This is a genomic window from Pseudothermotoga sp. U03pept (assembly GCF_051235805.1).
Classification (GTDB): domain Bacteria; phylum Thermotogota; class Thermotogae; order Thermotogales; family DSM-5069; genus Pseudothermotoga_B.
Map to the genome: position 1 here is coordinate 337,516 of NZ_JBPNXV010000001.1, position 26,927 is coordinate 364,442.

General features: G+C 43.3%; 26 protein-coding genes and 1 tRNA gene. 12 read left to right on the forward strand and 15 right to left on the reverse strand.

Annotation, left to right across the window (positions count from 1 at the left end; translation table 11 throughout):
* The first annotated feature begins 9 nt into the window (after nucleotides 1-9).
* Nucleotides 10-576: a class I SAM-dependent methyltransferase gene (locus ACSFC1_RS01700; RefSeq protein ID WP_435564403.1), complete on the forward strand. Its 567-nt coding sequence runs from the start codon at nucleotides 10-12 to the stop codon at nucleotides 574-576.
* On the opposite strand, the gene ACSFC1_RS01705 is transcribed toward ACSFC1_RS01700, so the two are convergent.
* Genes ACSFC1_RS01705 through ACSFC1_RS01725 form a run of 5 tightly spaced genes read right to left on the reverse strand, consistent with a single transcriptional unit; the run spans nucleotide 577 to nucleotide 6,065 of the window.
* Nucleotides 577-1,872: a FliI/YscN family ATPase gene (locus tag ACSFC1_RS01705; RefSeq protein ID WP_435565963.1), complete on the reverse strand. Its 1,296-nt coding sequence runs from the start codon at nucleotides 1,870-1,872 to the stop codon at nucleotides 577-579.
* Nucleotides 1,873-1,882: 10 nt separating this feature from the next.
* Nucleotides 1,883-2,542 carry a FliH/SctL family protein gene (locus ACSFC1_RS01710; RefSeq protein ID WP_435564404.1) on the reverse strand — a complete coding sequence of 220 codons (660 nt, stop codon included), beginning with the start codon at nucleotides 2,540-2,542 and terminating at the stop codon, nucleotides 1,883-1,885.
* Nucleotides 2,539-3,549 (reverse strand): flagellar motor switch protein FliG, encoded by a 1,011-nt coding sequence (fliG, locus tag ACSFC1_RS01715; protein WP_435564405.1) that lies wholly within the window; start codon nucleotides 3,547-3,549, stop codon nucleotides 2,539-2,541. Before fliG ends, ACSFC1_RS01710 begins: the two co-directional genes overlap by 4 nt.
* Nucleotide 3,550: 1 nt before the next feature.
* A complete protein-coding gene (fliF, locus tag ACSFC1_RS01720; RefSeq protein ID WP_435564406.1) occupies nucleotides 3,551-5,164 on the reverse strand; it encodes a flagellar basal-body MS-ring/collar protein FliF in 1,614 nt (537 codons plus the stop codon).
* A gap of 22 nt (nucleotides 5,165-5,186) precedes the next feature.
* The gene (locus ACSFC1_RS01725) at nucleotides 5,187-6,065 is read right to left on the reverse strand and encodes a lytic transglycosylase domain-containing protein (protein WP_435564407.1); all 879 of its coding nucleotides are present in this window, start codon (nucleotides 6,063-6,065) and stop codon (nucleotides 5,187-5,189) included.
* 49 nt (nucleotides 6,066-6,114) lie between these two features.
* On the opposite strand from ACSFC1_RS01725, the gene ACSFC1_RS01730 reads away from it, so the two are divergent.
* From ACSFC1_RS01730 to rsfS, 5 genes are read left to right on the forward strand one after another with little or no spacing between them, the layout of a single operon-like run.
* Nucleotides 6,115-6,657, forward strand: coding sequence for a YceD family protein (locus ACSFC1_RS01730; RefSeq protein ID WP_435564408.1), 543 nt, complete (start codon nucleotides 6,115-6,117; stop codon nucleotides 6,655-6,657).
* A 3-nt stretch (nucleotides 6,658-6,660) separates the two neighbouring features.
* A complete protein-coding gene (rpmF, locus tag ACSFC1_RS01735; protein WP_435564409.1) occupies nucleotides 6,661-6,843 on the forward strand; it encodes a 50S ribosomal protein L32 in 183 nt (60 codons plus the stop codon).
* A gap of 4 nt (nucleotides 6,844-6,847) precedes the next feature.
* Complete coding sequence (gene plsX, locus ACSFC1_RS01740) at nucleotides 6,848-7,834, forward strand: phosphate acyltransferase PlsX (RefSeq protein WP_435564410.1); 987 nt, start codon at nucleotides 6,848-6,850, stop codon at nucleotides 7,832-7,834.
* The gene (gene glmS, locus ACSFC1_RS01745; protein WP_435564411.1) at nucleotides 7,806-9,629 is read left to right on the forward strand and encodes a glutamine--fructose-6-phosphate transaminase (isomerizing); all 1,824 of its coding nucleotides are present in this window, start codon (nucleotides 7,806-7,808) and stop codon (nucleotides 9,627-9,629) included. Before plsX ends, glmS begins: the two co-directional genes overlap by 29 nt.
* 34 nt (nucleotides 9,630-9,663) lie before the next feature.
* Nucleotides 9,664-9,960 (forward strand): ribosome silencing factor, encoded by a 297-nt coding sequence (gene rsfS, locus ACSFC1_RS01750; protein WP_435565964.1) that lies wholly within the window; start codon nucleotides 9,664-9,666, stop codon nucleotides 9,958-9,960.
* Here rsfS and fba read toward each other — a convergent pair.
* The 10 genes from fba to ACSFC1_RS01800 all read right to left on the reverse strand — a co-directional run bounded on the left by fba (nucleotide 9,957) and on the right by ACSFC1_RS01800 (nucleotide 20,535).
* Entirely contained in the window at nucleotides 9,957-10,886 is a 930-nt protein-coding gene (fba, locus tag ACSFC1_RS01755) for a class II fructose-1,6-bisphosphate aldolase (protein ID WP_435564412.1), read from the reverse strand. The genes rsfS and fba overlap by 4 nt on opposite strands.
* A gap of 28 nt (nucleotides 10,887-10,914) precedes the next feature.
* Nucleotides 10,915-11,004, reverse strand: a tRNA-Ser gene (locus ACSFC1_RS01760).
* 215 nt (nucleotides 11,005-11,219) lie between these two features.
* Complete coding sequence (locus tag ACSFC1_RS01765; protein ID WP_435564413.1) at nucleotides 11,220-12,416, reverse strand: glycosyltransferase family 4 protein; 1,197 nt, start codon at nucleotides 12,414-12,416, stop codon at nucleotides 11,220-11,222.
* A gap of 196 nt (nucleotides 12,417-12,612) precedes the next feature.
* A complete protein-coding gene (locus ACSFC1_RS01770) occupies nucleotides 12,613-13,707 on the reverse strand; it encodes an anhydro-N-acetylmuramic acid kinase (protein WP_435564414.1) in 1,095 nt (364 codons plus the stop codon).
* Nucleotides 13,686-14,714, reverse strand: a complete 1,029-nt coding sequence (locus ACSFC1_RS01775) for a serine hydrolase domain-containing protein (RefSeq protein WP_435564415.1) — start codon at nucleotides 14,712-14,714, stop codon at nucleotides 13,686-13,688. The genes ACSFC1_RS01770 and ACSFC1_RS01775 overlap by 22 nt, the downstream gene beginning before the upstream one ends.
* 3 nt (nucleotides 14,715-14,717) lie before the next feature.
* Complete coding sequence (locus tag ACSFC1_RS01780) at nucleotides 14,718-15,686, reverse strand: ABC transporter ATP-binding protein (RefSeq protein WP_435564416.1); 969 nt, start codon at nucleotides 15,684-15,686, stop codon at nucleotides 14,718-14,720.
* A complete protein-coding gene (locus ACSFC1_RS01785; RefSeq protein ID WP_435564417.1) occupies nucleotides 15,683-16,654 on the reverse strand; it encodes an ABC transporter ATP-binding protein in 972 nt (323 codons plus the stop codon). Before ACSFC1_RS01785 ends, ACSFC1_RS01780 begins: the two co-directional genes overlap by 4 nt.
* Nucleotides 16,651-17,736, reverse strand: coding sequence for an ABC transporter permease (locus tag ACSFC1_RS01790; protein ID WP_435564418.1), 1,086 nt, complete (start codon nucleotides 17,734-17,736; stop codon nucleotides 16,651-16,653). The genes ACSFC1_RS01785 and ACSFC1_RS01790 overlap by 4 nt, the downstream gene beginning before the upstream one ends.
* Before the next feature lie 10 nt (nucleotides 17,737-17,746).
* The gene (locus ACSFC1_RS01795) at nucleotides 17,747-18,715 is read right to left on the reverse strand and encodes an ABC transporter permease (RefSeq protein ID WP_435564419.1); all 969 of its coding nucleotides are present in this window, start codon (nucleotides 18,713-18,715) and stop codon (nucleotides 17,747-17,749) included.
* Between the two features lie 44 nt (nucleotides 18,716-18,759).
* The gene (locus tag ACSFC1_RS01800; RefSeq protein ID WP_435564420.1) at nucleotides 18,760-20,535 is read right to left on the reverse strand and encodes an ABC transporter substrate-binding protein; all 1,776 of its coding nucleotides are present in this window, start codon (nucleotides 20,533-20,535) and stop codon (nucleotides 18,760-18,762) included.
* Between the two features lie 96 nt (nucleotides 20,536-20,631).
* Between ACSFC1_RS01800 and ACSFC1_RS01805 the strand changes: the two genes are divergently transcribed.
* The 6 genes from ACSFC1_RS01805 (at nucleotide 20,632) to ACSFC1_RS01830 (ending at nucleotide 26,884) form a co-directional block, all read left to right on the forward strand.
* On the forward strand, nucleotides 20,632-21,489 hold the full coding sequence (locus ACSFC1_RS01805; RefSeq protein ID WP_435564421.1) for a BadF/BadG/BcrA/BcrD ATPase family protein: 858 nt from the start codon (nucleotides 20,632-20,634) through the stop codon (nucleotides 21,487-21,489).
* 102 nt (nucleotides 21,490-21,591) lie between these two features.
* On the forward strand, nucleotides 21,592-23,169 hold the full coding sequence (locus ACSFC1_RS01810) for an ABC transporter substrate-binding protein (protein WP_435564422.1): 1,578 nt from the start codon (nucleotides 21,592-21,594) through the stop codon (nucleotides 23,167-23,169).
* Nucleotides 23,170-23,215: 46 nt separating this feature from the next.
* Entirely contained in the window at nucleotides 23,216-24,190 is a 975-nt protein-coding gene (locus ACSFC1_RS01815; RefSeq protein ID WP_435564423.1) for an ABC transporter permease, read from the forward strand.
* 4 nt (nucleotides 24,191-24,194) lie between these two features.
* Nucleotides 24,195-25,007, forward strand: a complete 813-nt coding sequence (locus tag ACSFC1_RS01820) for an ABC transporter permease (RefSeq protein ID WP_435564424.1) — start codon at nucleotides 24,195-24,197, stop codon at nucleotides 25,005-25,007.
* A gap of 9 nt (nucleotides 25,008-25,016) precedes the next feature.
* The gene (locus ACSFC1_RS01825) at nucleotides 25,017-25,961 is read left to right on the forward strand and encodes an ABC transporter ATP-binding protein (RefSeq protein ID WP_435564425.1); all 945 of its coding nucleotides are present in this window, start codon (nucleotides 25,017-25,019) and stop codon (nucleotides 25,959-25,961) included.
* On the forward strand, nucleotides 25,937-26,884 hold the full coding sequence (locus tag ACSFC1_RS01830) for an ABC transporter ATP-binding protein (protein ID WP_435564426.1): 948 nt from the start codon (nucleotides 25,937-25,939) through the stop codon (nucleotides 26,882-26,884). The genes ACSFC1_RS01825 and ACSFC1_RS01830 overlap by 25 nt, the downstream gene beginning before the upstream one ends.
* Nucleotides 26,885-26,927 lie beyond the last annotated feature (43 nt).

Here is a 26,927-nt window from a genome sequence, read left to right on the forward strand (position 1 = left end):
AGGCATCACATGAGTGGTTATTACAGCATAAAAGATCAGCAGATAAAACTTAAGACAGATTTCTCTGCTGACAGAATACTTGTCCTATGTAGCGGTGGTGAAGATCTTTTCAGTAAACTACTCAAGGAAAAGATTGTTTTTGTCACACCGCTTGAGGATCTATTGAAAGCAGCTGATGCGAAAGCTTTAAAAATCTTGATGAATCCAACGAAACTTTCTTTTGCCCCTGAATCTTTTGATGTTGTGCTATGCTTTTTCACCTTTTTTTACTTGCCAAAACACAAAGCTATCTTCGAAAATGTCAATTACATTTTGAAAAGATGGGGAAGACTACTTGTGTGGGATGTGACCATACCCAAGAAGGTTGGGCATAAGAGTTTCTTCGCGGTACCGATTCTAATCGATACGGGTCTTGAGATGATCAAAATGGTGCATGTAACTAAGTGGAAGTTCGAACAGAGTTCAGGTCTTATCAAGAAAATCGCACGTGAAAATGGTTTCAAATTGCTCAACGAAGAGTTGTCCGATCAGATCTTTCATTTAGAGTTCTCCAAGATTGCCGACGTGAAAAGATGATCAAACCATGGAGGAAAGCTTCAAAAGCTGTTTTATTGTTTCGTCATAACTTGGTTTTTCATCGATTGCTTGCTTGAGAAAGTTGTTTATAGGTTCTATCATCTCAATCGCCTTGTCTATCTGTGGATTAGATCCTGGCCTGTAAGCACCTACGTCGATCAAATCCTTTGCTTCGTAATAAACAGCCATAAGGCCACGCAATTTCTTACTCGCCTCCAAATGCTCCTTACTGGCTACATCGATCATCAATCTGCTCACACTTGCCAAGACATCTATGGCTGGATAGTGATTCAATTCTGCCAATCTTCTGGAGAGCATTATGTGACCATCTACAACACTTCTAACGGTATCAGATATAGGTTCGTTGAAGTCATCTGCTTCGACAAGTACTGTGTATATGGCAGTAATGCTTCCCTTGTCAGAGTTTCCAGCCCTTTCTAAAATACCAGGTATGCCTGCAAAAACACTTGGTGGGTATCCTCTGGCTGTTGGTGGTTCTCCAATGGCAAGTCCTATCTCTCTTTGTGCCATCGCCCAACGTGTCAAAGAGTCCACCATCAGAAGGACATCCAAACCTCTGTCACGAAAATACTCGGCAATGCTGGTTGCCGTGTACAGAGCTTTAGATCTCATCAACGCCGGTTGATCCGATGTGGAAACTACAACAACCGATTTTTGAATACCACTCGCGAGGTCTTTTTCTATGAACTCTCTAACCTCTCTACCTCTCTCACCTATTAGGGCAATGACGTTCACATCAGCAACGGTGTTTCGCGCTATCATACCAAGAAGGGTACTCTTACCCACACCGCTTCCGGCAAAGATTCCTATGCGTTGTCCCTTGCCTATTGTTGTAAAACCATCGATTGCACGAACACCCACAGAGAGTGGTTTTGTTATTCTTGCCCTTTTGAGTGGATGCGGTGCTGTGTTGATCAAAGGATACCTCTGTCTTGCAAGAATCGGTTTCCCATCTATCGGTCTTCCCAAACCATCGAGAATTCTGCCTTTCATTTCATCGGATACAGCTACATCCAAACGTTTGCCTGTTCTACAGACCGTCGTTCCATGTTTTGCACCAGATAGATCCTCTAATGGCATGAGTAAGACCTTTCCATCTTTGAATCCAACCACTTCGCACAGTGGTTGCTTGCCATCCAAGTTCAGTTTGCAAGTTTCACCAAGGAATGCATCAGGACCGATTGATTCAACGGTCAATCCCACTATTCGACTGACCTTACCGTTCACCTTCAAAAAATCTTCTTCCCCAACCTTTTGCTTGAGAAGGCTCAGCATCTGTAACAACTCAATCACTTCCGAATACCTCCTCAAACAGCTGATCTGCAACTCTCAGAAGGTACCCTTTGGAGGCATCGATGACACCAAGTTCAGTGTCAACTAATACATCGCCACGTTGAAGTTTTGCCGATTTCACAACCTCTATACCCAGAGCCTTTAATTTTTCCATTATCTGGGGAAATGTTTCGAAATCTGATTGGTTGACGGTGACTTTCACGTTGTTCATGCCTATGATCTTTGCCAAGATCTCTTCGATTTTTCTCTGGTAGTCTACCTTGTCTATTTCTCTGTAAGTTATCTTTCTGACAAGCTCGAAGACGGTTTCTGAAAGTGAATTAGAGATTTCGGTTGTCTTTGAACGAAGTTCTTCGTTGAATTTCTTGACGATCTTTTCAAGCAGCTCTGTGGAAGTTTTTATCTGATTTTGTATGACAAGGCTTTCTTTTTTGGCGCTCTCTACGATTTTCTTGGCTTGTTCTTTTGCTTCATCAACTATGGTCTGTGCTTGCAGTTGAGCACTTTCTACTATCTTTTTGGCTTGTTCTTGGGCTTCTTTTAACTGTTGCTCAGCTTTTTTGAGAAGTTCCATTGGATCCTCGGTGATCTTTACTACCCGGTTTGCTATATAAGGACTGTCTATGAAAAGCTGTCGCTTTTTAATGATCACACAATCAGCTCCTCGCCACCACCTTTGGCAACAATTATCTCACCAGCCTCTTCAAGTCTACGGACTACGTTTATGATCTTCTGCTGAGCTTCTTCGACATCTTTGATTCTGACTGGTCCCATGTATTCCAGTTCGTCTTGCAACAGCTGAGCAGCCCTCTTTGAAATGTTTTTGAATATCTTTTCCTTGACCTCTTCTGACGCTCCCTTGAGTGCCAGTGCTAAATCTTTCGTTTCTACCTCGCGGAGTATGAGTTGCACCGATCTGTCGTCGAGTTTTGTGAGATCTTCGAAAACAAACATTCTTCTTCTGATTTCTTCAGCAAGTTCTGGTGAGTCATAGCCGAGTTTTTCCATGATTTTTCTTTCTGAAGATCGGTCTATGCTGTTCATGATCTCTGCTGCCGTATCAACACCACCAACCTGACTGAAGCTTTGACTCACGAAGCCTGAAAGTTTTCTCTCCAGGTTCTTTTCAATCTCTCTTATGACATCTGGTGAAGATCTTTCCAACAACGCAATTCTCTTGACAACTTCGACCTGAAGATCTTCGGGAAGTGATGAAAGTATTCTTCCTGCAAGTTGTGGTTCGAGATAGCTGAGTATTAGGGCAACTGTCTGAGGATGCTCACTTTGCAAAAAGTTCACGAGCTGTAAGGGATCTGTTTGCCTGAGGAAATCGAATGGCTTGACTTGAAGATTGGAGATCAATCTCTCTATTATTTTCATGGCTCTTTCTGGACCGAAAGCCTTTTGCAAAACCTCTTTGGCATACTCAATTCCACCCTGAGAGATCATCTCACGTGCTCGGGCTATCTCCTGAAACTCTGAGAGAACGACCTTTTTTTCTTCCTCCGTGATCTTACCAACATTGGCAATCTCAACGGTGAGTTGCTCGACATCGGCTTCATCGAGATGCTTCAAGACTGTGGCCGCTTTTTCTGGCCCAAGCATCACTAACAACACTGCAGCCTTTCTTCTACCAGTGATTTGCTTCTTTTCAGCCATTTCATATCCCTCTTTCCACTAACCAGAGCTTTATTATGTTGGCAACCTCTTCTGGGGATTCTCTGTACATCTTCTCGAGGTCTTCTTTCAGTTGAAGCAATGCCTGCTGCTCTGGTGTGAGAGGTGCTTCTTTGACCTTTTCTTCTTCCAGCACTTTCTTCAGTTCTTCTTCCATCCTCAATCTCCGTTGTTCTACCAACTTTCTGCCTTTGATTCTTCTAAGCTGCACGATCATCAAATATATCAAGAGAAATCCAAGTATGAACAGTAAGCTCAAGCCCAAAACCATCATGGTGAAGCGTCTCTTCTTCTCGATCTCTACCAGACTTCTCTGATATTCTTGTTCAAGAGATCTGTCGAAAGGTAAAAATGCCACTGAAACCGAGAGTTTGGGATCACTCGAATTCGCACCTATACCCTTACCGACTAAATCTGAAACAATGCTCGCCCATTTCAATCTTTCATTTTCATCGAATTTCTGAAATACCGATGAAGATGCATCGATTATCACTGACAGACTCAAACCCTCAATCTCGCCTTCTTTGTTTTGAACGACGTTTTCGACGATGGTGTTGATCTCATAGTTTGTTATAGTATGTGTTTTTTCGTAGGTCGATGTGCCCTGGCCCGTGGTACTGGGATAAGTCGGTGGTATATTTGAATCTGTACCAACTGCTCCGCCTGTAGGTGGTTGGTTTGTACTTTTCTCAGCTTCTTGTTCCTGACTTCTGACGATTCCACCCTGTCTTGTGACTGGTTCATAAGTAGTAGACTGTTTCTCTATCTTCTCCCAGTTCAACTTGATGTCTGGAATCACTTCGACTCTACTGGGACCAAAAACTGCTTCGAGCGTTTGTTTGATCTTCTTGCCATAATAAGCCTCTAAGTTCATCTTCAACTCAGTCCTGTTTGAAGCCAAAAGCATGTCAGTAGATGCGGTCACTTTATCGCTCAAAACCCTTGACATCTGGTCGATCACTTTGACATTCTCGAGTTTCATTCCCTCGACGGCTCCAGCCACCAACTCCATGATTCCTTTTACTTGGTTTTGTGTCAGATCTTGTCCGGGTTGCAGAACGACCAAAACTGATGCCCTCGGTTCAGCCATTTCACCGCGAACGTAATATGTGTACTTTGGGAGTGTGAGATGAACACGTGCAGACTTTACACCGCTTATGGTCATGATGCTTCTTTCAAGTTCACCTTGCAAGGCTACCTGGTATCTGACCTGCCTGTCGAAACTCGTGGCACCAAAACTCTGTTGGTCGAGTATTTCAAAACCCTTTGTCGTTGCACCTATTACACCCATTGAAGCGAGTCTCATCCTTAGTTCGTAGACGTTGTACTTATCAGAGATAAGAATTCTTCCTGGTTCTACCTTGTATTGCACGCCCATCGTCTGGAGCTGTTGAATCAGATACCCTGATTGCTCATCGGTTAAGCCACTTACAAGAAGGACATATCTTGGAGCAGCAAAGATGGATATCATAACAATACTGACGGTAATTATCGCTACAAAGATACCCATGAAGAGTACCTTACTGGGAGTTGGTAGACCTTTGTACTTCTCGTAGAGGCCCTTGATGTATCCCCAGATTTTTTTCAAGAAGTCCAAACTTACCACTCCTCGGACGTTACTATTTTACCACTCCAAAGCGCAAACCTTTGGGTGAAATGCCTGCGGTGAAGTAGATCTGCCATACTTTGAGCATCATGGACAGGTCAAAATCATTCGAGCTTAACAAGAATTGTACACCAAAATTTGGCAACTTTCTATAGGCAAGCCCCAATGTGAAGTCCAGATCTCTTTCTCCAATTATCAATCCCAGAGAATCAGAGATATTTGGCCGCATGTACACAAAATGTGAACAGCTGTTGGTAAAATCCAGACCGGCTTCAACATCGAAAATCCCGAGTACTGACAAGATAAGTTCAGTACCTATTGAGAAACTCTCACCAACGCCAATGTATGGCTTTATGTAGAGTACGTCTTTTATCAGAACATTTTGATCTTTCAATCGTCTTGACTCAGCTAAGACTCTGTTTGCATATCTGGATCCTTCAGTGCTTACACCACGAGAGGCAACTTTCGAAGGTCCTTCATAATAAGCAGCTAATGCGTATTCAAGATTGCCAAACCTGTTTTCAAGTTTTGTCAGATATCTTTGTGCACCATCTATTGACCAGAAGAGGTTGAAAGGATTCAAAACATTAAGCTTTCTTGCTGTTGAAGGCATCAGTTGCGTTAGACCCATCGCACCTGTTTTCGAAAAGGCGTGCAGAAAAAAGCTTGACTCAACACTCATCAAACCCTTCATTGTTTCTCGCTTGTCTGGTGACAACAGGGGGTCTATTGGTACAGAACTGTAAACAAATGGTTGAAGAATGGACAACTTGAACTGGTTGTTGTACAATTCTATGGAAACATGAGTTTTTGGATCTATGAAAAAGAAAAGTGGATCGGCAAGAATGAAACACGCAATGCCTATAAGAAGAGTTATTAGGAGCTTTTGCAAAAATCCACCTCCTTACTCAGATTATATATAAGGAACTTGAGGTGATCTCTTGAACTGGACAATCGAAGTTGAAAAAGTTACCAAAGAACGGAGGGTATTCCTACAGGGCATATATGACGCAGAAACGATCGATCTGCCAGGCGCTAAGTGCAAGGTTCTTGAACCCATAAAGGTGAAGATCGTTGCGGTTATCACGAAGGATGGAATAGCAGTAGGAGGTTATGTCAAGACCGTCTTGGAGCACCCTTGTGATAGGTGTTTAAAGCCAGTTAAACTGCCAATAAACGGCACAATAGAGGCTCTTTACAAACCTGAAAGCAATATTCCAAAAGAAAAGGAAGAGGAGTTACAGTCCCTGAGAAACGTGATATACTACTCATCGGACAAAATAGATCTTTCTGAGAGAATACTTGAGGCAATCGTTGTGGACGTTCCAATGAAGGTTCTCTGTAAGCCTGATTGCAAAGGTCTTTGTCCGTACTGTGGAACTGATTTAAACGAAAACGCTGATCATTCCTGTACGGAGAAGATTTCAGATCCACGGTTTAGCAAGTTGCTGTCGCTAAAAGAAAATCCAGGTAAGGAGGGTTAATAGATGGCGGTACCAAAATACAAACGCACGAGGTCGAGAACGCATGCAAAACGCGCAAAGATTTACAGAGCGATATCTGTTCCGATGAGCAAGTGTCCTAACTGTGGTCAGCCAAAGTTGCCACACAGAGTGTGCCTGCACTGTGGTTACTACAACGGCAGGCAAGTTTTGGAAGTAGCAGAGTGAGGCAATGATAAGTGTCGCCCTTGATTTGATGGGAGGAGATAAGGCACCCACCGAGATCTTGGAGGGTGCCAAGTTATCTTCCCTAAGTGATTGCAAGCTTTACTTAATAGGTACCAAAGATGCCCTTGATGAAATAGAAGGCTATGAAAAGATCGAAGTAGACGATTACCTACCGATGGATGTGAAACCCACCGAAATTCTTCGTAGAAAGAATTCTTCGATGTATGTGGGTTTGAAACTTCTGAAAGATAGTGTTGTCGATGCCTTCGTGAGTGCTGGCAACACTGGTGCATTGCTGGCTGGCGCCACCTTTGTTCTCGGTAGGATCGATTCAGTTGAAAGACCGGCTCTTGCTGTCCCCGTACCCTCCACAAATGGTTTCACAATTCTAATAGATGCAGGTGCCAATGTTCACGTGCGAGCAGAACATCTTTTGGACTTCGCTGCTATGGGTTTGTCATTCATTCGCGTACTGGGACGAGACAGTCCAAGGGTTGGCTTACTGAATGTTGGCGAAGAAGAATCAAAAGGTGATGAAACAACAAAAGAAGCTTACCAACTTTTAAAAGAGAATTTCGCGGAGTATTTCATTGGGAACGTCGAAGGCCACGACATAAATCTCGGCAAAGCGGATGTCGTGGTTGCAGATGGTTTTTCTGGAAATGTTGCAATGAAAACAATGGAAGGCACAGCTAAGATGATACTGCAGACTTTGAAATCTCAAGTCGAAGGTGCTGGTCTCTTTCAAAAACTCGGTGCGCTCTTGATGAAAAAGGTTTTCTCCTCACTGAAAAAGACACTTGACCCGAGAACTTATGGCGGGGGTTTTATCTTAGGCGTGAACGGAGTTGTTGTGAAAGCACACGGTTCTTCAGACAGATTTGCGATAAACAACGCCTTGCAGGTGGCATATCGTGGAGTTCAAATGAAGCTTGTAGAATCTATCAGAGGTGAGATAGAGCGTGTGCGGAATCGTGGGGTTGGTGGCTGATGAATTTCAAGTGCTTGAGCTCATCGAGGCACTTGAAAAACTCGAGTACCGTGGTTATGACTCTGCCGGAGTTGCCTTTCTGAAAGATGGTTCAGTCAAAGTCTATAAGAATAAAGGGAAAGTGGGGATGCTGAGGGAAAGCTTAGCAGCGTCGTTGTCTGAGTTAACCAGTACAGGTATCGCCCACACGCGCTGGGCTACTCACGGAGAACCAAACGATGTAAACGCACACCCTCACTTGGATTGTTCTTCGAAAATCTCTGTGGTTCACAACGGCATCATCGAGAATTTCCGACAGCTCAAAGCAAGACTGAAGGAGATCGGCCATAACTTTGTCTCAGACACAGACACCGAGGTCATTCCTCACCTGATTGAAGAGTACTACAACGGAGAGTTGTTGGAAGCCGTGAGAAAAGCCCTCTTGAGACTTGAAGGTAGTTATGCGATAGCCGTAGTACATGCAGATCACCCAGGTGTCATCGTTGCTGCAAGAAAGGGAAGTCCTTTAGTGGTTGGAAAAGGTGATTGCTGCACCGTTCTTGCCTCAGATCTCACTCCTCTGCTCCGATATACCAGAGATGTCATCTTTCTTGAAGATGGAGAAGTAGCATTGCTGAAAAGAAACGAAGTGAAGGTTTTTGGTATAGATGGACTTGAACGCACAAAATCGTACAACACAATAAATTGGTCGTACGAGAGTGCACAAAAATCTGGGTACAAGTATTTCATGCTCAAAGAGATAAACGAAGAACCACAGTGCATAGTCTCGGTCCTTGCCGGGAGAGTTAGTTCAGGTAAGGTCATTTTAGAAGAGATCTCACAACTTGAAGGTGTCTTGAAAGACTCACAGACGCTCAAAGTTGTTGCCTGTGGTACAAGTTATCACTCGGCGCTCGTTTTCAAGCACTTCGTTGAGAACAACTCTGATCTAACTGTCGATGTGGATGTCTCCTCTGAGTTTCGTTATAGAAAACCACATATAAAACCAGGTGAAATTTTGGTCGCTGTCTCACAATCTGGTGAAACTGCTGATACTCTTGAGTCTATTAGATTAGCATCAAGATGTGGTGCGAAAATTCTTTCGCTGACCAATGTCGTTGGCTCCACGATCACACGCGAATCAGACTGTGTGCTGTATCTAAACGCGGGGCCAGAGATCAGTGTAGCAGCTACAAAATCATACCTTTCTCAGTTGATTTTGTTATATCTTTTGGGGTTGAAGATCGTAGAGCTGAGGGGTAACTGGAATGAGAAGAGCAATGAGTTGCTCGACAAGATTCTGAGATTGCCAGAGGTCTTCGAGAATGTCTTGAAAAGATCAGAAGTGGTTGAATCTATCGCACGGAAGTACAAGAATTACAGACACTTCATGTACATCGGTAGAGGCTATGGATATCCCACTGCGTTAGAAGGTGCTTTGAAGTTGAAAGAGATCAGCTATATTCATGCAACTGCGTACCCTGCTGGTGAATTAAAACACGGTCCAATTGCAATGCTCGGACCAGAGTTTCCAGTCTTTGCGATTGCTCCGGGCGATTCACTCGTGATGAAGATGAAAAGTAATATCATAGAATGCAAATCTAGGAATGCGAAGATTGTGGCTATCACAAACGACGCAAATCACGAGATCGAAGAGGTCGTAGACGATGTGATCTTTGTTAACACGACGGCTGAAGAGCTCTATCCGATTTTGATGACACCAGTTATTCAACTATTCGCTTACTTTGTTGCAGATAATTTGGGACTAGATCCCGATAAACCAAGAAATCTTGCAAAAAGCGTAACTGTGGAGTGATGCTGTGGAATTACTTAAAAAGTTGTTGGAATTGATGAACGAAAAAGAAGCAATACAGCCTGTTGTACTCGACATGACAAAGACACCATTGCCGACTGAGTACTTCGTCATAGCGACAGCCAACTCACAAACTCATATGGGTACGCTCAGAGATGCAATAGTTGAATTTTTTGTGCAAAACTCACACCCTTTGGTCTATTTTGACAAAGGCATTGGTTATGACTGGCTCCTGGTTGATGCAGGCGAGATCGTGGTGCACATCTTCACAGCACACGCGAGAGAGTTCTACGATTTGGAAGGGCTGTGGAGCGATGCAGCCAGGCTTGATTAAGCCTGGCCACTGCAACCGAGCACTGCTCTCATTTTGTGCTTTACTAACTCTTTAATCGCTTCTCTTGCTGGTCCAAGGTACTTTCTTGGGTCAAACTCTTCCGGATGAAGGGCGAATATCTCTCTTATCGTTGCAGTCATTGCAAGTCTTAGGTCGGTGTCGATGTTCACTTTGCATATTCCCATGGTTGTCGCCTTGCGAATCATCTCTTCTGGAACACCTTGTGCGCCTGAAAGCTTTCCACCGTACTTGTTTGCCTTTTCTACAAAGTCCTGCAAGACGCTGGATGCCCCATGCAGAACAAGTGGAAAACCTGGCAGTCTCCTGGCTATCTCTGACAGTCTATCGAAATCGAGCTTGGGTTCACCTTTGAACTTGTAAGCACCATGGCTTGTACCTATAGCAATTGCCAGTGAATCTACACCAGTTCTTTCGACAAATTCCACAGCTTTATCTGGGTCTGTATAACTTGCCTCTTTTTCACTCACGACAACGTGTTCTTCTACGCCGACTAATCTTCCAAGCTCTCCTTCTACGACAACTCCTCTTGGATGTGCGTAGTCAACGACTTGCTTTGTCAGTTTCACGTTTTCCTCGAATGGCAGATGAGAACCATCGATCATTACAGAAGTAAAACCACCGTCGATGACCGCCTTACACAGTTCAAAGGAATCTCCATGGTCTAAGTGGACACATATTGGGATCTCTGGTGCATCTTGTGTTGCGGCTTCGATTAATTTCATGAGGTAGACTTGTTTAGCGTACTTGCGAGCACCTGCAGATATCTGAAGAATTAAAGGTGCTCTTTCTTCCTTTGCTGCCTCGATCACACCTTGTAGGATCTCCATGTTATTCACATTGAACGCACCAATAGCGTATTTGCCATAAGCCTTCTTGAACATCTCTTTACTGCTGACAAGTGGCATTCTAAGACCTCCCATGGTAGGATGAAAGTGGCGGAGGCGGTGGGACTCGAACCCACAAGGTGGCTTCACCACCACCGATTTTCAAGACCGGCTCCTTAGCCAATTCGGACACGCCTCCAAGTTCATATTATACAACAACACGCGAATTTGTGAACTACCTAAGAGCAAAATCATCTTTGCATTCAATGATCATGTTTCTGAAATCTCTGCCAGACAACTCAAACTATCTCTCAATGACAATCATTTCTCGTTTTTGGTGATTCCAACCATATCATGTTTTTTTATCTGCCACAACTTCATGTGACTTTTGATAATCCTACAGATCTTCAATAATCATTGCATTAGGAAAGATTTGAACTTTTCATAGAGTCTGTTCCAAGATCTCTCCAAAACGAATTCTCTGTTCTTATCACCTAACGTGGCGATGTCCGCGCTTAGAATTTTCCTTAGTGCAGACTGAAGAGTCTCTGCAGAATCGTTTTTGTAAAAGATAGCACCTTCTGTTTGTTTGAAAGCAAGACTCTCAACATCTACGCTCAAAACAGGTTTTGCACTTGCCATGTAATCCAAAACCTTATAAGAACTCACCGCAGGATCTTTCATACCTGTCTGACTTAAAGTGAACAACAAAAGATCGGCTTTCTTGAACAGATAAGGTATACAAGACTTTGGTATAGGTTCATAGAAGAAAACACCCTTTGGTGCTATTGCTTTCACGTGACTGAGATAATCTCTCTGAGAGGGTCCGATGAAAAGAAAGACAAAGTTGTTTCGAAGCGACTCATCTACCTCGTTGAGCAATTCCAAGAACTCTCTAATACCCTTGTGAGGCACGATTGAGCCTGCATAGACTACAATTTTCTTACTGGGCAGTGTGTTGAAGATCTCATCAACCTTTGTGCACGGTGCTGGATTTACAAAACTCTCAATTTCAGTGCCGTTTGGTATGTAAGCAACTCGCTTTGGCTTTACACCAATACGTTCAAAGTGATGTGACAGATCTGGCATCAAAGTTATCATTCCCACTACCTTTGAATAGTAAGTCTTGCACATGAAATCGAAAAGCTTGGCAACCGGATGGAAAGGTTTGATAGTTCCAAGACTGATCAAATCATCGGGCCAAACATCGCGTATCTCTATGAAAAACTTTGCAGATGGTTTTTTTCTTGAATACCACCACCCGAGAGACCAAGCAAATGGATGAGGAGAAGAAGCAACTACGAAATCGTAATCTTGCTTCGCGATTAACCTCTTACCATTCCTGAAATAATCATAGCTTGCAAGAAATCTATCCAAACCATTACCGCGATATGGACGAGTCTTTATCACAAAAAATCTCACGCCATCTTTTTCAAAGGCATGGTTGAACTTAATACTCCATTTACTGCTGTTCAAGTGTGAATAATCACCAACATAGATATCGACAGAATGACCATCTTTGACGAATCTCTTTGCAAACTCAAAGTGACGAGTTTCACTGCTACCAAACTCTGGGATACTCGCATAGTGATTGAAAATGGCTATTCTCACTTTTCGTTGAATCACCTCTTTTCTGAAATCTTCAACTCATTGATGTACTTTTCATAGTCAAATATAGAAGCGACCTTGACACTCTCAACCCCCTAAAGAGGACGGATTCTTAGCAGCTCATTAGGTTGCCTTAGATTTCGTGCAAATACCTGCTGAACGTTGAAAAGCATTTTTTTCGTAGATCTATCAGAGAAATTCACCAAGGTAATGAAAGTTTTCCCAGAACGGCATACCTCTTGGCTCCTGTGACAGATGGTATGTTCGAAGCCACGCCGTTGAGAAATTCATTGGCGAGTAGTGCCATGGATATCGCTTCTCTTGCCTTTGCAAAGGTTCTTTCTGGTATTAAGATCTTGTAGCCAAAAGATTTGAGATCTTCGATCAAGGTTTTGTTGAACGCACCTCCACCAAAGACATAGATCATTTCGACCTTTGGAAGATATCTCTTCATGTTTTCATGCACACACAAGGCTGTGAAATAAGTCAATGTTCTGAGGACGTTGAGATTTCTCTTTGGCAAGCCTTGTAAGAACTGATTGTTATACCATTCCCTACCAGTAGTTTTTGGAGGTTTTTTATTCATGTAACCTTCGTCCCTTTTGAGGAGTTCTTTCAGCAGACCTTTATCAATGGTTCCTTGACTTGCAAGTTTGCCTTCTTTGTCGTATTCCATCTGAAAGCTTTCTTTTACATAGAGATCTATCAAGCAGTTTCCTGGTCCTGTATCGAAGGCTAAGACTGTGTCGTTTATGTAAGTGACATTTGCTATTCCTCCTATGTTTAACACTGCAGTGTGTGGTTTTCTGAAAAACACCCAATCGAAATAGGCGGTGATTGGTGCGCCTTCACCGCCCAATGCGACGTCTTTTGTTCTAAATGAGTGAATGACAGGCATATTGAGTTCTACAGCCAACAGGTCTGCTTCGCCTATCTGAAGTGTGGCTCCATCCTGAGGCATGTGATAGACTGTCTGTCCATGATAGCCTATTGCATCGGCTGTGTAGCTTAGCTTTTTCAACATGTTAGCGTGCATTCTGGCTATTTCGAAGTTCATCAGTGTTACGTCTTTGACTGTAGAACTCTCAGGGTTGTAGGTCTTGATTATTTGTTTTTTGAACTCTTCCGGGTAATCGATACTTCTAAAGTCGAGCAGTTTGAAGGTTGTCTGTCGACCCGATCCAGATATGGTAATAAGAGCTACGTCCAATCCATCAGCGCTTGTACCAGACATCAAGCCTATCAGTCTTCGTTCTTTTTTGTTGAGTAGCTCTACAAAATTGTTCCAGAGCATTCTATCCCTCCAAAGACGACGTTGTGCACCAACGCCCTCACTCTCATGATCTCTTCTTCGTGTCTTTTGATGAATCCTTTGTTGGTCAAAAGAATCACGTGCAAGCCGTCCTCCCTGCACCAAACGGTTGTGCCGGTGAAACCACTGTGACCAAATCCTTTTTCAGAAAGCATATCCCCACTGCTCGTACCACTTGCAGGGCACATCCATCCAAGATGTCTTTTGCCGTCGGCTTCAACTATCTTCTGCGTGAACAATTTGACTATGTTCAACGGAACGATCTCTCCTTTAAGCAGTGATGCCATGAATTTGTGAAGATCAACCACATTGGAGAAAAGTCCAGCATTGCCGCTGACTCCACCTAAGTAGTAGGCGAGTTCGTCATCTGGCAAGCCGATTAATCTCTTACCATCACGAATTGAGGTTGGGGCAATTCTTTCGTTTGCACCCGGTGAAAACTTGGTATCTTTCATACCGAGTGGCTCAAAGATTGAATAGACAAATCTGTCAAATGGCATTGCGGTGATTTTTTCAACTATTGCCATTAGAGTTATAAAGTTCAGGCACGAATAGACGATTTTTTTCCCAGGTTCGCCTACAGGTTGAATCTTGAGTATTTCTTCGAGCAGTTCCCTACCTTTTAGGAATTTCCAATACTCCGAATAGGGTTGCATGCCAGAAGTGTGTGTGAGAAGTTGAAGAATCGTTATGTCGCTCTTTGGTTTCGGCAGTTGCAGAAATCTTCCAATTGTGTCATGTAGATGGAGATATCCCTCACTGAACAGTTTCATCACTGCAGTTGTTGTGGCGATGACTTTTGTGAGACTTGCAAGGTCATAAACGGTTTCTGGTTGTGTTTTTCTCTCAAAGTCCAGTGTTCCATAAGCTTTTTGGTAGATTACTTCGTCTGCTTTCCCGACCAGAAGAACTGCACCAGGATAGATATTGTTGACGCCATCTTCGATGATTCGATCGACGTTTTGGAAGATCTTTCGGGTATCTTTCATTCTCTACACCTCACTCAGAAAACAGGCGACTTTATGATCTTCAGTGCCCGTTAGTATTGGTTTCTCAATTTCGCACCCTTCAATTTTAACAGGACATCTCGTTGAAAATGGGCAACCCTTTGGTGGATTGACTGGGCTTGGTGGTTCTCCGTAAACCTTGATTTTCGAAAAATTCTTCGTCGCTGGATCCCAACTGGGTGTTGAAGTCATCAGAGCTCTCGTGTAAGGATGAAGTGGGTTGTTGAAAACTTCGAGTGAATTACCGGACTCAACCACGTTGCCCAAATACATGACGATCAGTCTGTCACTCATGTGGTAAACGACATCAAGGTTGTGAGAGATGAACAAGTAAGACATCTTGTACTCTTCTCTCAATTGCTGTAGCAGGTTTATGATTTGACTTTGAACAGAGACATCGAGTGCCGAAGTTGGTTCATCGCAGATGATCAATTTTGGTTTGAGTGATATAGCCCTTGCGATGGCAATTCTCTGCCTTTGACCTCCTGAGAATTCATGTGGATAGCGTACCGAATGATCTTTGTGCAAACCAACCTTTTCGAGCAGTTCATAGATATATCGTTCTTCCTCTCTTTTCGATGTGAAGATTCCATGTGCTCTTACAGGTTCCCTGATGATGTCGATGATCGTCATTCTTGGATCGAGTGAATTAAACGGATCTTGAAAGATCATCTGTACATTTCTTCTGAATTCTCTTTCAATTTCCTTGGATAGTTTTTTTGAGATGTCTGTTTCGTTGAATTCTATCTTTCCAGATGTAGGCTGAAGTATCTTTGCGATGATTCTACCCAAAGTCGTTTTTCCACAGCCAGATTCGCCAACAACACCTATGGTCTCGTTTTCCCTTATCTCGAGATCAATCTCTTCGAGTGCTCTGACCCAACCACTGACCTGCAAGAATACACCGGATCTTATCGGAAAGTACTTTTTCACCTTTTTCAGAGTGATCTTCATTCTGGTTCACCTTCACCGTAAAGCCAGCATGCAACTTTTGTACCATCTATTTCAATCTCTTTTGGTTCTTTGCTTTTGCATATTTCCATTGCTCTTGGGCATCTGGTATGGAATCTACAACCACTTGGAAAATCTGTTGGGCGAGGTACGTTACCCGAGATATACGGTAAGAACTTTCCTTTGTACTCTCTTTTCACGCGTGATTCAAGTAGCCCTTTTGTGTAGGGATGTTTTGGCTGTGAAAAAAGTTTCCCAACTTCTGCCCGCTCGACGATTTTTCCAGCATACATCACGTGTACTCTTTCGGCAATCTCTGCAACAATACCAAGATCGTGCGTGATGAAGATCACAGAGGTTTTGTAATTGCGTTGAAGCTCTTTGAACAAGTTCAATACTTGTGCTTGAATGGTTACATCCAAAGCGGTAGTTGGTTCATCGGCAATCAAGATATCTGGATTTGTTATCAAAGCCATTGCTATCATTATTCTTTGGAGCATTCCACCACTCATCTGATGTGGATATTCATCGAATCTTTTTTCTGCGAGTGGAATCTGAACTTTTTTTAGCATCTCGATGCAGAGTTCTTTTGCCTTTTTTTCATCGTATTGAAGGTGAGTTTTCACAACCTCGATCATCTGCTCACCAACAGTATACAGTGGATCGAAGGAAGACATCGGCTCTTGGAAGATCATCGATATCTTTCTGCCTCTCATCTTTCTGTATTCTTCCTTCGAAAACTTTGTCAGCTCATTACTTTTGTAAAGAATCTTGCCCTCTACGATCGCAGGTGGAGATTTCACCAGTCCCATGATCGTCAAAACGGTAACGGTTTTGCCGCAACCAGATTCTCCGACCAAAGCAAGAATCTCAGAGTCGTTGAGATCAAAGGAAACGCCATCAACGGCTTTTACCAAACCATCAGGTGATCTGAAATGTACTTTTAGGTCTTCAACTTCCAAAACTTTCATACCTTTTCTACCACCCTGTACGGATCGAGTGCATCTCTAAGTGCATCACCAACAAAGTTGAAAGCGAGTACAGAGATCATGATGAAGACACCTGGTATCAAGAGCCAGGGACTTGTTGCGAGTGTTGAGATAGACTGAGCCTGTTTGAGCAATAATCCCCAGCTTGTCATTGGTTCTTTTATTCCTAAACCAAGGAAACTGATCGCACTCTCACCCAAAATCATTCCGGGTATAGAGAGTGTACTGACCACTATCAGATAACTCATGATGTTTGGTATCAAATGCTTCGTGATTATCTTTAAATCACTAACACCTGCCACCTTAGCCGCCAAGATGAACTCTTTTTCTCTCAAACTCAACACCATACCCCTGACAACTCTTGCTACGCCCATCCAACCTATAAGCGAAAGTACGATGACGATTCCGAAGTAAACCCACGTACTGGGCCAACTTGGAGGCAGGATCACAGCAAGTGCAAGCCAAAGTGGTATTCGTGGAAAAGAACGCAGCAATTCTATGAATCTCTGTATCAGCACATCGATCCATCCACCGTAATAACCAGAGATTGCCCCCATAATTGCACCTATGAAAACACTTATCAGCGTGCCTATTAGTCCTACTGTGAGTGAGACCCTGCCACCGATGATCACTCGCGAAAACAGATCTCTGCCAAATCTGTCGGCGCCGAAGAGTAAAATCATCGCTTCGTTTGGATTTGCTTCTATCCCAAAGAGATGTAGATCGGTTTCAAATAATCCCCAGAATCTGTACTTCTCACCTCTTACAAACAGTTTTACGGGATAGACCTTTGTCTTGTCTTCTTCGTACTTGATGGCAAAGGTCACAGGATCTCTGGTTCTTTTCAAACCGTAGATGAAAGGAGATCGAAGTTTGCCTTCGTTAATCAGACGAATCTTGGTGATCGGTGCATATGTGAATTTGCTATGGCTTTCAATATAGTTGTATGGTGCGACGAAGTCAGCAAAGATCACCGTGATGTACAGAACAACGAGTATCCAAAAGCCCAAGATTCCAAGTCTGTGTTTTTTGAACTGTGAGAAAACTCTCTTTGCCGTGCTCATGGTTTTCACCTCAGCTAATTCTTATGCGTGGGTCAAGTAATGCAAGGGCGATGTCTGCCAAAAGGTTTCCAATCTGTGTTATCAAAGCTATGAACATCAGAAAGGTCATCACCAAGTATTGATCGTGGTTCAGAAGTGCATTGTAGAAAAATGGTCCTATCGTCGGAAGATTCAAAACTATAGAAGCAATGATTGTACCGCTGAAGATATTGGGTAACTCCATGCCCGCTATACTAACTAATGGATTCAAGGCGTTCTTTATGACATGTTTTCTGACAACTTTCTCTTCGAGCCCCCTTGCTCGAAGCGATGTCACAAACGGAGAACCAATTATGTCAAGCATGTTGCCTCGCATGATTCTCATCAATCCAGCAAGTCCACTGATCCCCACTACGATTATCGGTAACCAGATATGATTGAGCATATCGACGAACTTTGCCCAGCTCCACGGAGCGCCTATGAACTGAGGGGAGAAAAGTCCCCCAACTGCCGTTCCACCTAATCTCAGTATCAAGTACATTAGCACGAGTGCCATGAAGAACTCTGGAATGGATAGGCCAATGAATCCCACAACAGTTAAAGTATAATCGCTCACCGTGTACGGATGAAGGGCTGAATATATACCCATCGGAATAGCTATTAACCACTGAAACCCTATCGTGAACAAAGCGATTGCCACTGTCCAACCGAGTCTTTCCCAGATCAATTCAACTACAGGTCTTTGATAAGAGAATGAATAACCAAAATCTCCTTTGAAGATGATGTTCTTTATCCACATGAAATATCTGTAATGGGCAGGTTTGTCGAGGGCAAGTTCACGACGCAGTGTTTCGATCTGTTCAGGTGAGATTCTTGGATTTTCAAGATACTGAGAAAGAAAATCTCCTGGTTGAAGTTCGGTGATCACGAAACACACAATCGATATGACAAACATCATTGGAATCATTATCAAAACTCTTCTGAGGATGAAAGACCACATTCATAGTCCTCCAAGAAAGGCTTCCCCTTGCGGGGAAGCCTTGTTTATTTCCTATAAGCAGTCCAAACGGTGAAGACGATCATGCCATCTTCTGTAAGTCCGGCGTTTCCAAGAGTGTTGTTGATGCCCCAAATGTTCATTCCCTTGCAGACGAATATCACAGGTAAGTAGATGTGGTAGAGTTCTTGCCATTCGTCGTAATATGCCTTTCTCTTGACTGGATCCATCTCGATTTGGCCTTTTTCGAACAGCTCCCAAATTCGTTTTTCCCATTCGAACATATTTTCAAAGACTGGTTGTGGAGGTGTCTTAGTTTTATCCATCGTCGAATAGTGCCAGTAATACAACTGCGTGCCAGGTTGCCAGATTGCCTTTCTCAACTGCGGGTCTGGTTGATTACCAAAGGCTCTTATACCAGCTTGGAAGTTGCCTGCACCAAACATCTGACCAACCAAGGATGAATCGAGTATCTGCAGATTCACCTTTACTCCAAGTCTCTTCAGATCTTCTGCAAAGATGACTCCGATGTCTTGATACTCCTGTGGTGAACTCTGTACAAGAAGGTTGAACTCCACTCTTTTTCCGCTTGGGAACACTCTGTAACCTTCTTTGTCTTTCTTGGTCAAACCGATTTTGTCGAGTAGTTCATTAGCCTTTTTCAAATCGTATGGTCTGAGAAGTTCTTCCACCTTTGGGTTGTAGAATGCCTTGTTCGAAGGTAACATCAAGCCAGCATCGGGTATTGCCAGTCCAGCGAAGATTTCGTCGATGATCCTTTCTCTGTTGAGTGCATATTCCATAGCCTCTCTGAACTCAAGTTTTGCAAAGAGCTCTTTCAGTTCCGGATCTTCAACATCGAAATTGAAAGAGATGTGTATTGGGCTTGGTGTTGCCTGATTTGGCTGAGTTGCATAGACTTTGAACGGTGCCTTACCAGTTAGCTCTTGCTGTTTTAGCATCGGGTAGTCTTTCGAAGCAACTGCCAAGAAATCAATCTCTCCTGCCATGAACTTTGCGAGTCTTACTTCTGCATCTTTGATGATGAGATACTCAACTCTGTCGAAGTATGGAAGTCTGTTGCCAAATCTGTCAACTTTCCAGTAATATGGATTTCTCACCAAGACGATCTTCTGGTCTGTTATCACTTGCTCAAGTTTGTATGGTCCATTCACTACGATCTCTTTTGGGTCTGTGTTGGACAACCACAGTTTGTTGACAGATCCCAAGTCGTTCTTGTCTATTAAGGAGTCGAGCTTGTGTTTTGGATAGATGTAGACGTGTGACAAAACGGTGAAAAATGGACCATACGGTGAAGGCAGTAACGCTTTGACTGTTTTGTCGTCGATCTTCACCCACTGAATCATCTTGTTTTCACCTTTTTCATCTGGTATGGTGAATCTGTCGATCGAGTTCCCGCGTGCATATTTGTTCATCACGAAATACTCAAAGGTGAAGATCACATCGTCTGAAATTATTGGTTTTCCATCAGACCAGTAAGCCTCTCTGATGAAGAATGTCACTTCTTTTCCGTCTGGCGAGACTGTCCAAGATTTTGCTAAGGCTGGTCTGATCTCGTTTGTCACTGGGTGCATCTCTACGAGAGTTGAAAACATTGGTCCCATGATGACGGTGTATGCAGATGAGTCGAGTGAGCCATAGAGCAAGAATGATTCTGGTGTTGAAGCAAGAGCCAATCTCAAAGTTCCGCCCTGGAATGGTTTCGAATCTGGTGTGAGTATGCTGTCTTCTACAAAAAATTCAGTTCCGAAAGCTACAAAAACGATGCCGACAATTAAAAGTGTCACAAAACACCTTTTCACAAGAACCACCTCCCCTGAGATGTGATTACAATATGACTAACCCCCATGAGGTATAATATCATAAAGATAAGTTGTCTAACAAGTGGAGGAATGAATGTGAGAGTCTTGGGAATAGACGGTGGAGGTACATCTTTGAAGGCAACTGTTGCACAAGAAGATGGCACAGTTCGCAGAGTTGTTTTGAACCGTGGTGTGAATTTGTCTGCCGTTGATCCGGAGTTGCTTGAGGAGACAATAGAAAACCTCAGTGAGTGGGCTGGGAATGTTGAGGTTGTGAGGGCTGCGTTTTCTGGAGCCGGAAGCCAGCAGAGAAGAGCACTTCTCAAAGAGACTCTGAGTAAGTATTTTCCCACCTCAATTTTACAGATTTTCACCGACGCGGAGGGTATTTTGTACTCTTGCTACACGGGGCAACCAATAGCCGTAACAATAGCTGGCACAGGATCTGTTGTGATGGGGATAGACAGATCTCAGATCATTCACCGTGCGGGCGGTTGGGGGCATCTTTTCGATGATGAAGGAGGAGCTTTCAGCGTTGTTTGCAAGATCATACGAGCTGCTTTAGATTACAGAGACGGCATAGCTGAGTTTGATTCGAGTTTTGATCAACTGCTCAGCTTTTACAAAGTGAAGAGTATCGAAGATCTGGTAGATTTGCAAAGATTGCAAGATTTCAAAGAAAGGATTGCCTCCTTTGCGAGTCAGATGAAGATCACACCGTTGGTACTCAAAGTGCTCAAGGAAGATTTGCAAACACTGATCAACAGAACCAAGTGTATTCTGAACAAAACTGGTGCAAGTAAGCTTTACATACACGGTGGTATGTTCAAGATACCAGAGGTTGAGCAGACCTTTGTGGAAAATCTTTCGCACATAGAAATACTCAAATTAAAACACGACGTGGATCATTTGCTCGCGATTAACAGATATCTTTTCAGTATGCCAGGTGTGTGAATTATTCTAAACTAAAAAAGGTAAGTTTTGCGGAAGTCGTGCTATAAACTATGCTATAGTAAAAACATGTTTTGACAAACGATCATCTTAGGGGGTGATGTTGTGAAGAGGTTTTTGGTTTTTTTGATTCTGGCAGCTGTAGTATCAAGCTTCTCGGCAGATCTGACGATGATTATTTCTGTGACTGGAGCACATCAGAGAAACTTCAACCCATATTTTGCTGGTGGAACTGGTTACGCAGCGTGTGGTTTCATCTATGAAACGCTCATATACTCAAACAACTTCACAGGTGATCTGCTACCCTGGCTTGCCTTGAATTATGACTGGAGTGACGACTACAAGAATCTCACCTTAACCCTGAGAAGAAACATAGCTTGGTCAGATGGCAAACCCTTCACAGCCGACGATGTGGTTTTCACTTTCCTGATGCTGAAATCATTTCCGGCTTTGGACACCCAAGGAGTTTGGAAGGCAGGTTTAGAGAGTGTTGAGAAGATTGATGATTACACCGTGAGATTGAATTTTTCGAGACTCAACACTTTGATAATCTACAACATTGCTGGTGTGTACATTGTGCCCAAACACATCTGGGAAAAGGTTGAAGATCCATCAAAGTTCACAAACGAAGAACCGATTGGCACGGGAGCCTATGTTCTTGAAAGCTTCACAGATCAAGTTTTCACGCTCAAGAGGAGAGCTGACTACTGGCAAGCACAGACGATCAAGGTTGACAGAATAAGAATACCAGCCTTCAACGGAAATGAACCAGCACAGCTCGCTGTAGCAAGTGGTGAAATTGACTGGGGCGGGATAAATTATCCAAGAATTGAAAACATACAGAACAAAGATATAAAGTACTGGTTTCCAGAAGGTAATCCTGTCTTTCTGTTCTTCAACCTTGAGAGGGAGCCATTCAAAAACGCAGCCTTTAGAAAGGCTGTCGCCAAGGCAGTTAACACGGATGAGTTGATAAGAATTGGCATGACGAACTACGCAGTGAAGACAAACCCAGTTGTCATAAAATCTGGTTATTCCTATCTTGTAGATGAGAATTTGAAGAGCAAGTGGTATTCTTTCAATATACAACAGGCAAAGGCGGAACTCGAGTCCCTCGGATTCAAAACGGGTAAAGACGGAGTTCTGGTTGATCAAAGTGGTAAGAGGTTGTCGTATGAATTGATAGTTCCCGCCGGCTGGACAGACTGGATAGCTGTCTCGCAACTTCTGTCTCAGCAGCTCAAGAAGGCAGGCATCGAGTTGAACGTGACACCAATAGACTACGGTGCTTACTTGACAAAGATCAGACAAAAGGACTTTGATGTCGCTGTGAGCTGGGCAAATTATGGCTCAAATCCTTATGTTTTCTTCAACAATTACTTGCACTCTTCCAACGCATATATCGGGAGCAACAGAGGTGGCTGGATAGACAAAGAGACAGATGAGTTGATAGACAAACTTTCACAGACTGCCGATAAAGAAGAGATAATGTCTATAGTATCAAAGATACAGAACATTATATTGGAAAATCTTCCAGCTGTACCGCTTTTCTACAACCCAGTCTGGTTTATTTATTCTACTAAGAACTTTACTGGCTGGCCCAACCAGGACAACGCATTTGTGGAACCAAGAACGACTGGTATGGACAAGATCTACCTCGTGATGCATCTTGAACCCAAATGAGTAATGGTCGGAGGCTACTGCCTCCGACCTTTGGAGGTGTCAGTTTTTGAAGTACATCTCTCAAAAGCTTTTCTTCTTTTTCATAGCCCTCTGGACTGCTCTGACGATGAATTTTCTGATTCCTCGTCTGATGCCAGGAGATCCTGCTGAAAGAATTATGTCTCGTTTCTCTACGGAAATTAATGAGAGTGCCATCGAAGCCTTGAGGATTGCGATAGGTCTTGAAAAGGACAAACCTATACTGACTCAGTACGTCGAGTACATAAAGAACAGTTTTTCGGGTAATTTCGGCATTTCTTATGTGTATTATCCCGTTGCGGTTAAAGATATTCTCGCCTCTTCTCTACCTTGGACCATAGGATTGGTGGGGATCTCGACTTTTGTGAGCTTCTTGATCGGAACCTGGCTGGGTGCGATTGCTGGATTTAGAAGAGACAAGCCAATTGGAACTGTGCTCACCATGATTTCTCTTATGATAAGAGCGTTCCCCTATTTCTGGCTCGCCATGATGTTTCTGTATCTCTTTGGATATGTCTTAAGATGGTTCCCACTCTCCAACGCTTACTCGACGAAAGAGTTTCTGAATGGTTGGAAGTTCGTGGGCAGTGTAATCTACCATGCAATCTTGCCGGGCACAACTCTTGTAGTTGCATCCCTTGGAAGCTGGATTTTGACTATGAGAAACAATATTGTCAGCGTCTTGGCTGAAGATTACATACTTCTTGCCGAGGCTAAGGGACTACCACAAAATGAAATAATGAGCAATTATGCGATGAGGAATGCCATCTTACCAAGTATAACTGCCTTTGGACTGTCTTTGGGCTTCGTTGTTAGTGGTGCACTTCTAACTGAGATCGTTTTTTCCTATCCGGGGGTTGGGTATCAACTGTACAGAGCGGCTGTGAGTCAGGATTATCCTTTGATACAAGCGATCTTCTTTTTTATTTCATTGTCGGTGTTGAGTGCCAATCTGTTGATGGACTTTGTATACATCTTTCTTGATCCAAGGACAAGGGGGTAAGCCTTTGACTCTCAAAGCTTGGACAGGTGTAAGCATAATACTGTTTTTTGTTTCGGTGGCTCTTTTAGCACCGTATTTGGCACCATATGATCCGAACGAGATCGTCAACTTACCTTATGAACAGCCCAGTAGATTGCACTTACTTGGTACAGATCGTTTGGGCAGAGATATCTTTTCACAGCTCATCTATGGTACAAGACTCTCGCTGTTAATCGGGGTACTCACGGGAGTTTTCATGACAACCATCTCGACCTTCATCGGCATGATCTCAGGGTACTACGGTGGTATTGTAGATCGTATACTTTCAACGATAACAGACGTTTTCTTGGTCATACCGGGGATTCCATTGATGATAGTGATCTCCTCGTACATGAGAGTTAGAAGTTTTTGGACAGTGATTCTCGTCATTGCTTTCACCAGTTGGGGTGGTGGTGCGAGGATCGTCAGAGCTCAGATGCTTTCTATTAAAAACAGAGAGTTTGTTCTGGCGGCGAAGACTATAGGAGAGAAGAATTGGAGAATAATCTTTTTTGAGATATTACCCAATATGCTGTCTTTGATAGCTTCGAATTTCTTCAGCGCCGTTCTGTACGCGATAATCGGTGAAGCATCTTTGTCTTTTCTAGGTTTGGGCGATGTGAGCAAGATTTCATGGGGTACGATGCTCTACTGGGCACAGAGTGCGAATGCGTTGCTGAATCGAATGTGGCTTTGGGTTCTCGCCCCAGGTTTGTCGATAGTCATGCTTGGAACTGCCTTTGCGCTTTTGAACTTTTCTCTCGATGAAATGACCAATCCAAGGTTGAGAAGGCGTTAGGGTGATTCAATGGTTGAGATTTTGAGTCTCAAAGCAGGTTATCGATTTAGGAAGAAGAATGTTAAGGCTGTGAGAGATGTCACGCTGACGATCTACGATCGAGATTTTCTTGGTATAGCCGGTGAATCTGGTTGCGGTAAATCTACCTTGGCTTTGGCAATGCTCAAGTTGCTCAAAACTCCAGGTTACATAGAATCTGGCAAGGTCTTGATTGACAAAGTGGATATCTTCAACCTTTCTCAGGAAGAGCTGTCAAAAGTCAGGTGGAAGGAATTTTCCTTTGTTCCCCAGAGTTCGATGAATTCGTTGAACCCCGTCATGAAGATAAGAGACCAGATCGTCGATGTCATAGTCCACCATACAGCTATGAAAATTCAAGAAGCTCACGAGATCGTCTACGAGGTCTTAAGACTCGTTGGGTTACCTTTGCAGTGTGCACACAGTTACCCACATCAACTTTCTGGAGGTATGAGGCAAAGAGTTGTTATAGGAATGGCACTGGCTCTTTCACCAAAGTTCGTAGTCTTCGATGAACCAACTACTGCCTTGGATGTGGTCGTGCAGAGATCAATACTCGAGAAGATCTTTGAATTACAAAAAGAGAAAGGGTTTGCCGCTGTCTTTGTAACGCACGATATTTCACTACTCTTCGAGATATCAAAACATCTGGCTATAATGTACGCAGGTGAAATCGTTGAGTATGGCGATACAAAATCTGTCTACGAGAGACCGTTACATCCATATACGCAAGGACTGATTGAATCTCTGCCAAGCATATCTAAGGAACTGAAGAGCTACAGGAGTATTCCTGGAAAGCCACCAGATCTTTCTGAAGAGATCGAAGGTTGTCCCTTCTACGAAAGATGTCAGTTTAGGAAGGAAATATGTTTAAAAGATCATCCGCGTTCCAAGCAAGTTGAGCAAGGCAGGTGGGTGTCTTGCCATCTGTATTGATTGCAGAAGGGATTGTCAAGAACTTCATTTTGAGAAAAGGCTTCAGGCATTATACGGTACACGCATTAAGAGGGGTCGATCTTTATCTCTTGGAAAGAGAGATAGTTTCGATTGTTGGTGAGAGTGGTTGCGGTAAGACAACTCTTTTGCGAGTGGTTGCGAGAATATACATTCAAGATCAAGGAAGGTTGTTGTTACTTGGCAAGGAGCTTCCAAGAAAGATTAGCAGAAAACAGGAATTGGAGTACAGAAAGATCGTTCAGATGATCTTTCAGGATCCTTTCTCGGCACTCAATCCAGCGAAGAAGGTTGGAAAATTTCTTGAAAGACCACTCGTGATATTCAATCTACCCGATACAAAAGATAGAATAAGAGAAGCACTCAAGGAGGTTGAGTTGCCGGTTGATTGTCTTGAGAAGTATCCGCACGAACTGTCTGGAGGTCAAAGGCAGAGAGTTGTTATCGCGCGATCCATAATAGCAAGACCGAAGATATTGTTGGCAGACGAACCCACTTCGATGCTTGATGTATCGATAAAGGCTTCGATACTCAATTTGTTGTTGCAATTAAGAGAAGATCATGCGATTTCCTTGATTCATGTGACACACGATTTGGCTTCCGCAAAGTACATCTCTGACAGGATAGTTGTCATGTATGCAGGACAGATCGTTGAAGAGGGCAAAGCAGAAGAAGTGGTCGATGAACCTCTTCATCCGTACACCAAACTTTTGAGAGCTGCCGCACCAGATCCAAACAACACTAAGGTGAAAGTTGGACTAACGGGAGAACCACCAAGTTTGGTAAGTCCTCCCGAAGGATGTTCCTTTCTACCAAGATGTCCCTACGCAAAGAAAGAATGTTCGCACTTTTCACAGATTGTTGATTTAAAAGGCAGAAAGGTCAGGTGTATTTTGTACTACTGAAGGCTTAATTTTTTTCCTGGTCTTTGTGTGAATTTTCTTGAAT

Excerpts from the sequence above, each read along its gene's own strand:
- rsfS (WP_435565964.1), top strand. The coding sequence starts at position 9,664 with ATGAACGAAAAAGAAGCAATACAGCCTGTTGTACTCGACATGACAAAG.
- ACSFC1_RS01700 (WP_435564403.1), top strand. The coding sequence starts at position 10 with ATGAGTGGTTATTACAGCATAAAAGATCAGCAGATAAAACTTAAGACA.
- fba (WP_435564412.1), bottom strand. The coding sequence starts at position 10,886 with ATGCCACTTGTCAGCAGTAAAGAGATGTTCAAGAAGGCTTATGGCAAA.
- ACSFC1_RS01775 (WP_435564415.1), bottom strand. The coding sequence starts at position 14,714 with ATGAAAGATACCCGAAAGATCTTCCAAAACGTCGATCGAATCATCGAA.
- plsX (WP_435564410.1), top strand. The coding sequence starts at position 6,848 with ATGATAAGTGTCGCCCTTGATTTGATGGGAGGAGATAAGGCACCCACC.
- ACSFC1_RS01785 (WP_435564417.1), bottom strand. The coding sequence starts at position 16,654 with ATGAAAGTTTTGGAAGTTGAAGACCTAAAAGTACATTTCAGATCACCT.
- ACSFC1_RS01825 (WP_435564425.1), top strand. The coding sequence starts at position 25,017 with ATGGTTGAGATTTTGAGTCTCAAAGCAGGTTATCGATTTAGGAAGAAG.
- ACSFC1_RS01795 (WP_435564419.1), bottom strand. The coding sequence starts at position 18,715 with ATGTGGTCTTTCATCCTCAGAAGAGTTTTGATAATGATTCCAATGATG.
- ACSFC1_RS01780 (WP_435564416.1), bottom strand. The coding sequence starts at position 15,686 with ATGAAGATCACTCTGAAAAAGGTGAAAAAGTACTTTCCGATAAGATCC.
- ACSFC1_RS01790 (WP_435564418.1), bottom strand. The coding sequence starts at position 17,736 with ATGAGCACGGCAAAGAGAGTTTTCTCACAGTTCAAAAAACACAGACTT.
- ACSFC1_RS01705 (WP_435565963.1), bottom strand. The coding sequence starts at position 1,872 with ATGCTGAGCCTTCTCAAGCAAAAGGTTGGGGAAGAAGATTTTTTGAAG.
- ACSFC1_RS01770 (WP_435564414.1), bottom strand. The coding sequence starts at position 13,707 with ATGCTCTGGAACAATTTTGTAGAGCTACTCAACAAAAAAGAACGAAGA.
- rpmF (WP_435564409.1), top strand. The coding sequence starts at position 6,661 with ATGGCGGTACCAAAATACAAACGCACGAGGTCGAGAACGCATGCAAAA.
- fliG (WP_435564405.1), bottom strand. The coding sequence starts at position 3,549 with ATGGCTGAAAAGAAGCAAATCACTGGTAGAAGAAAGGCTGCAGTGTTG.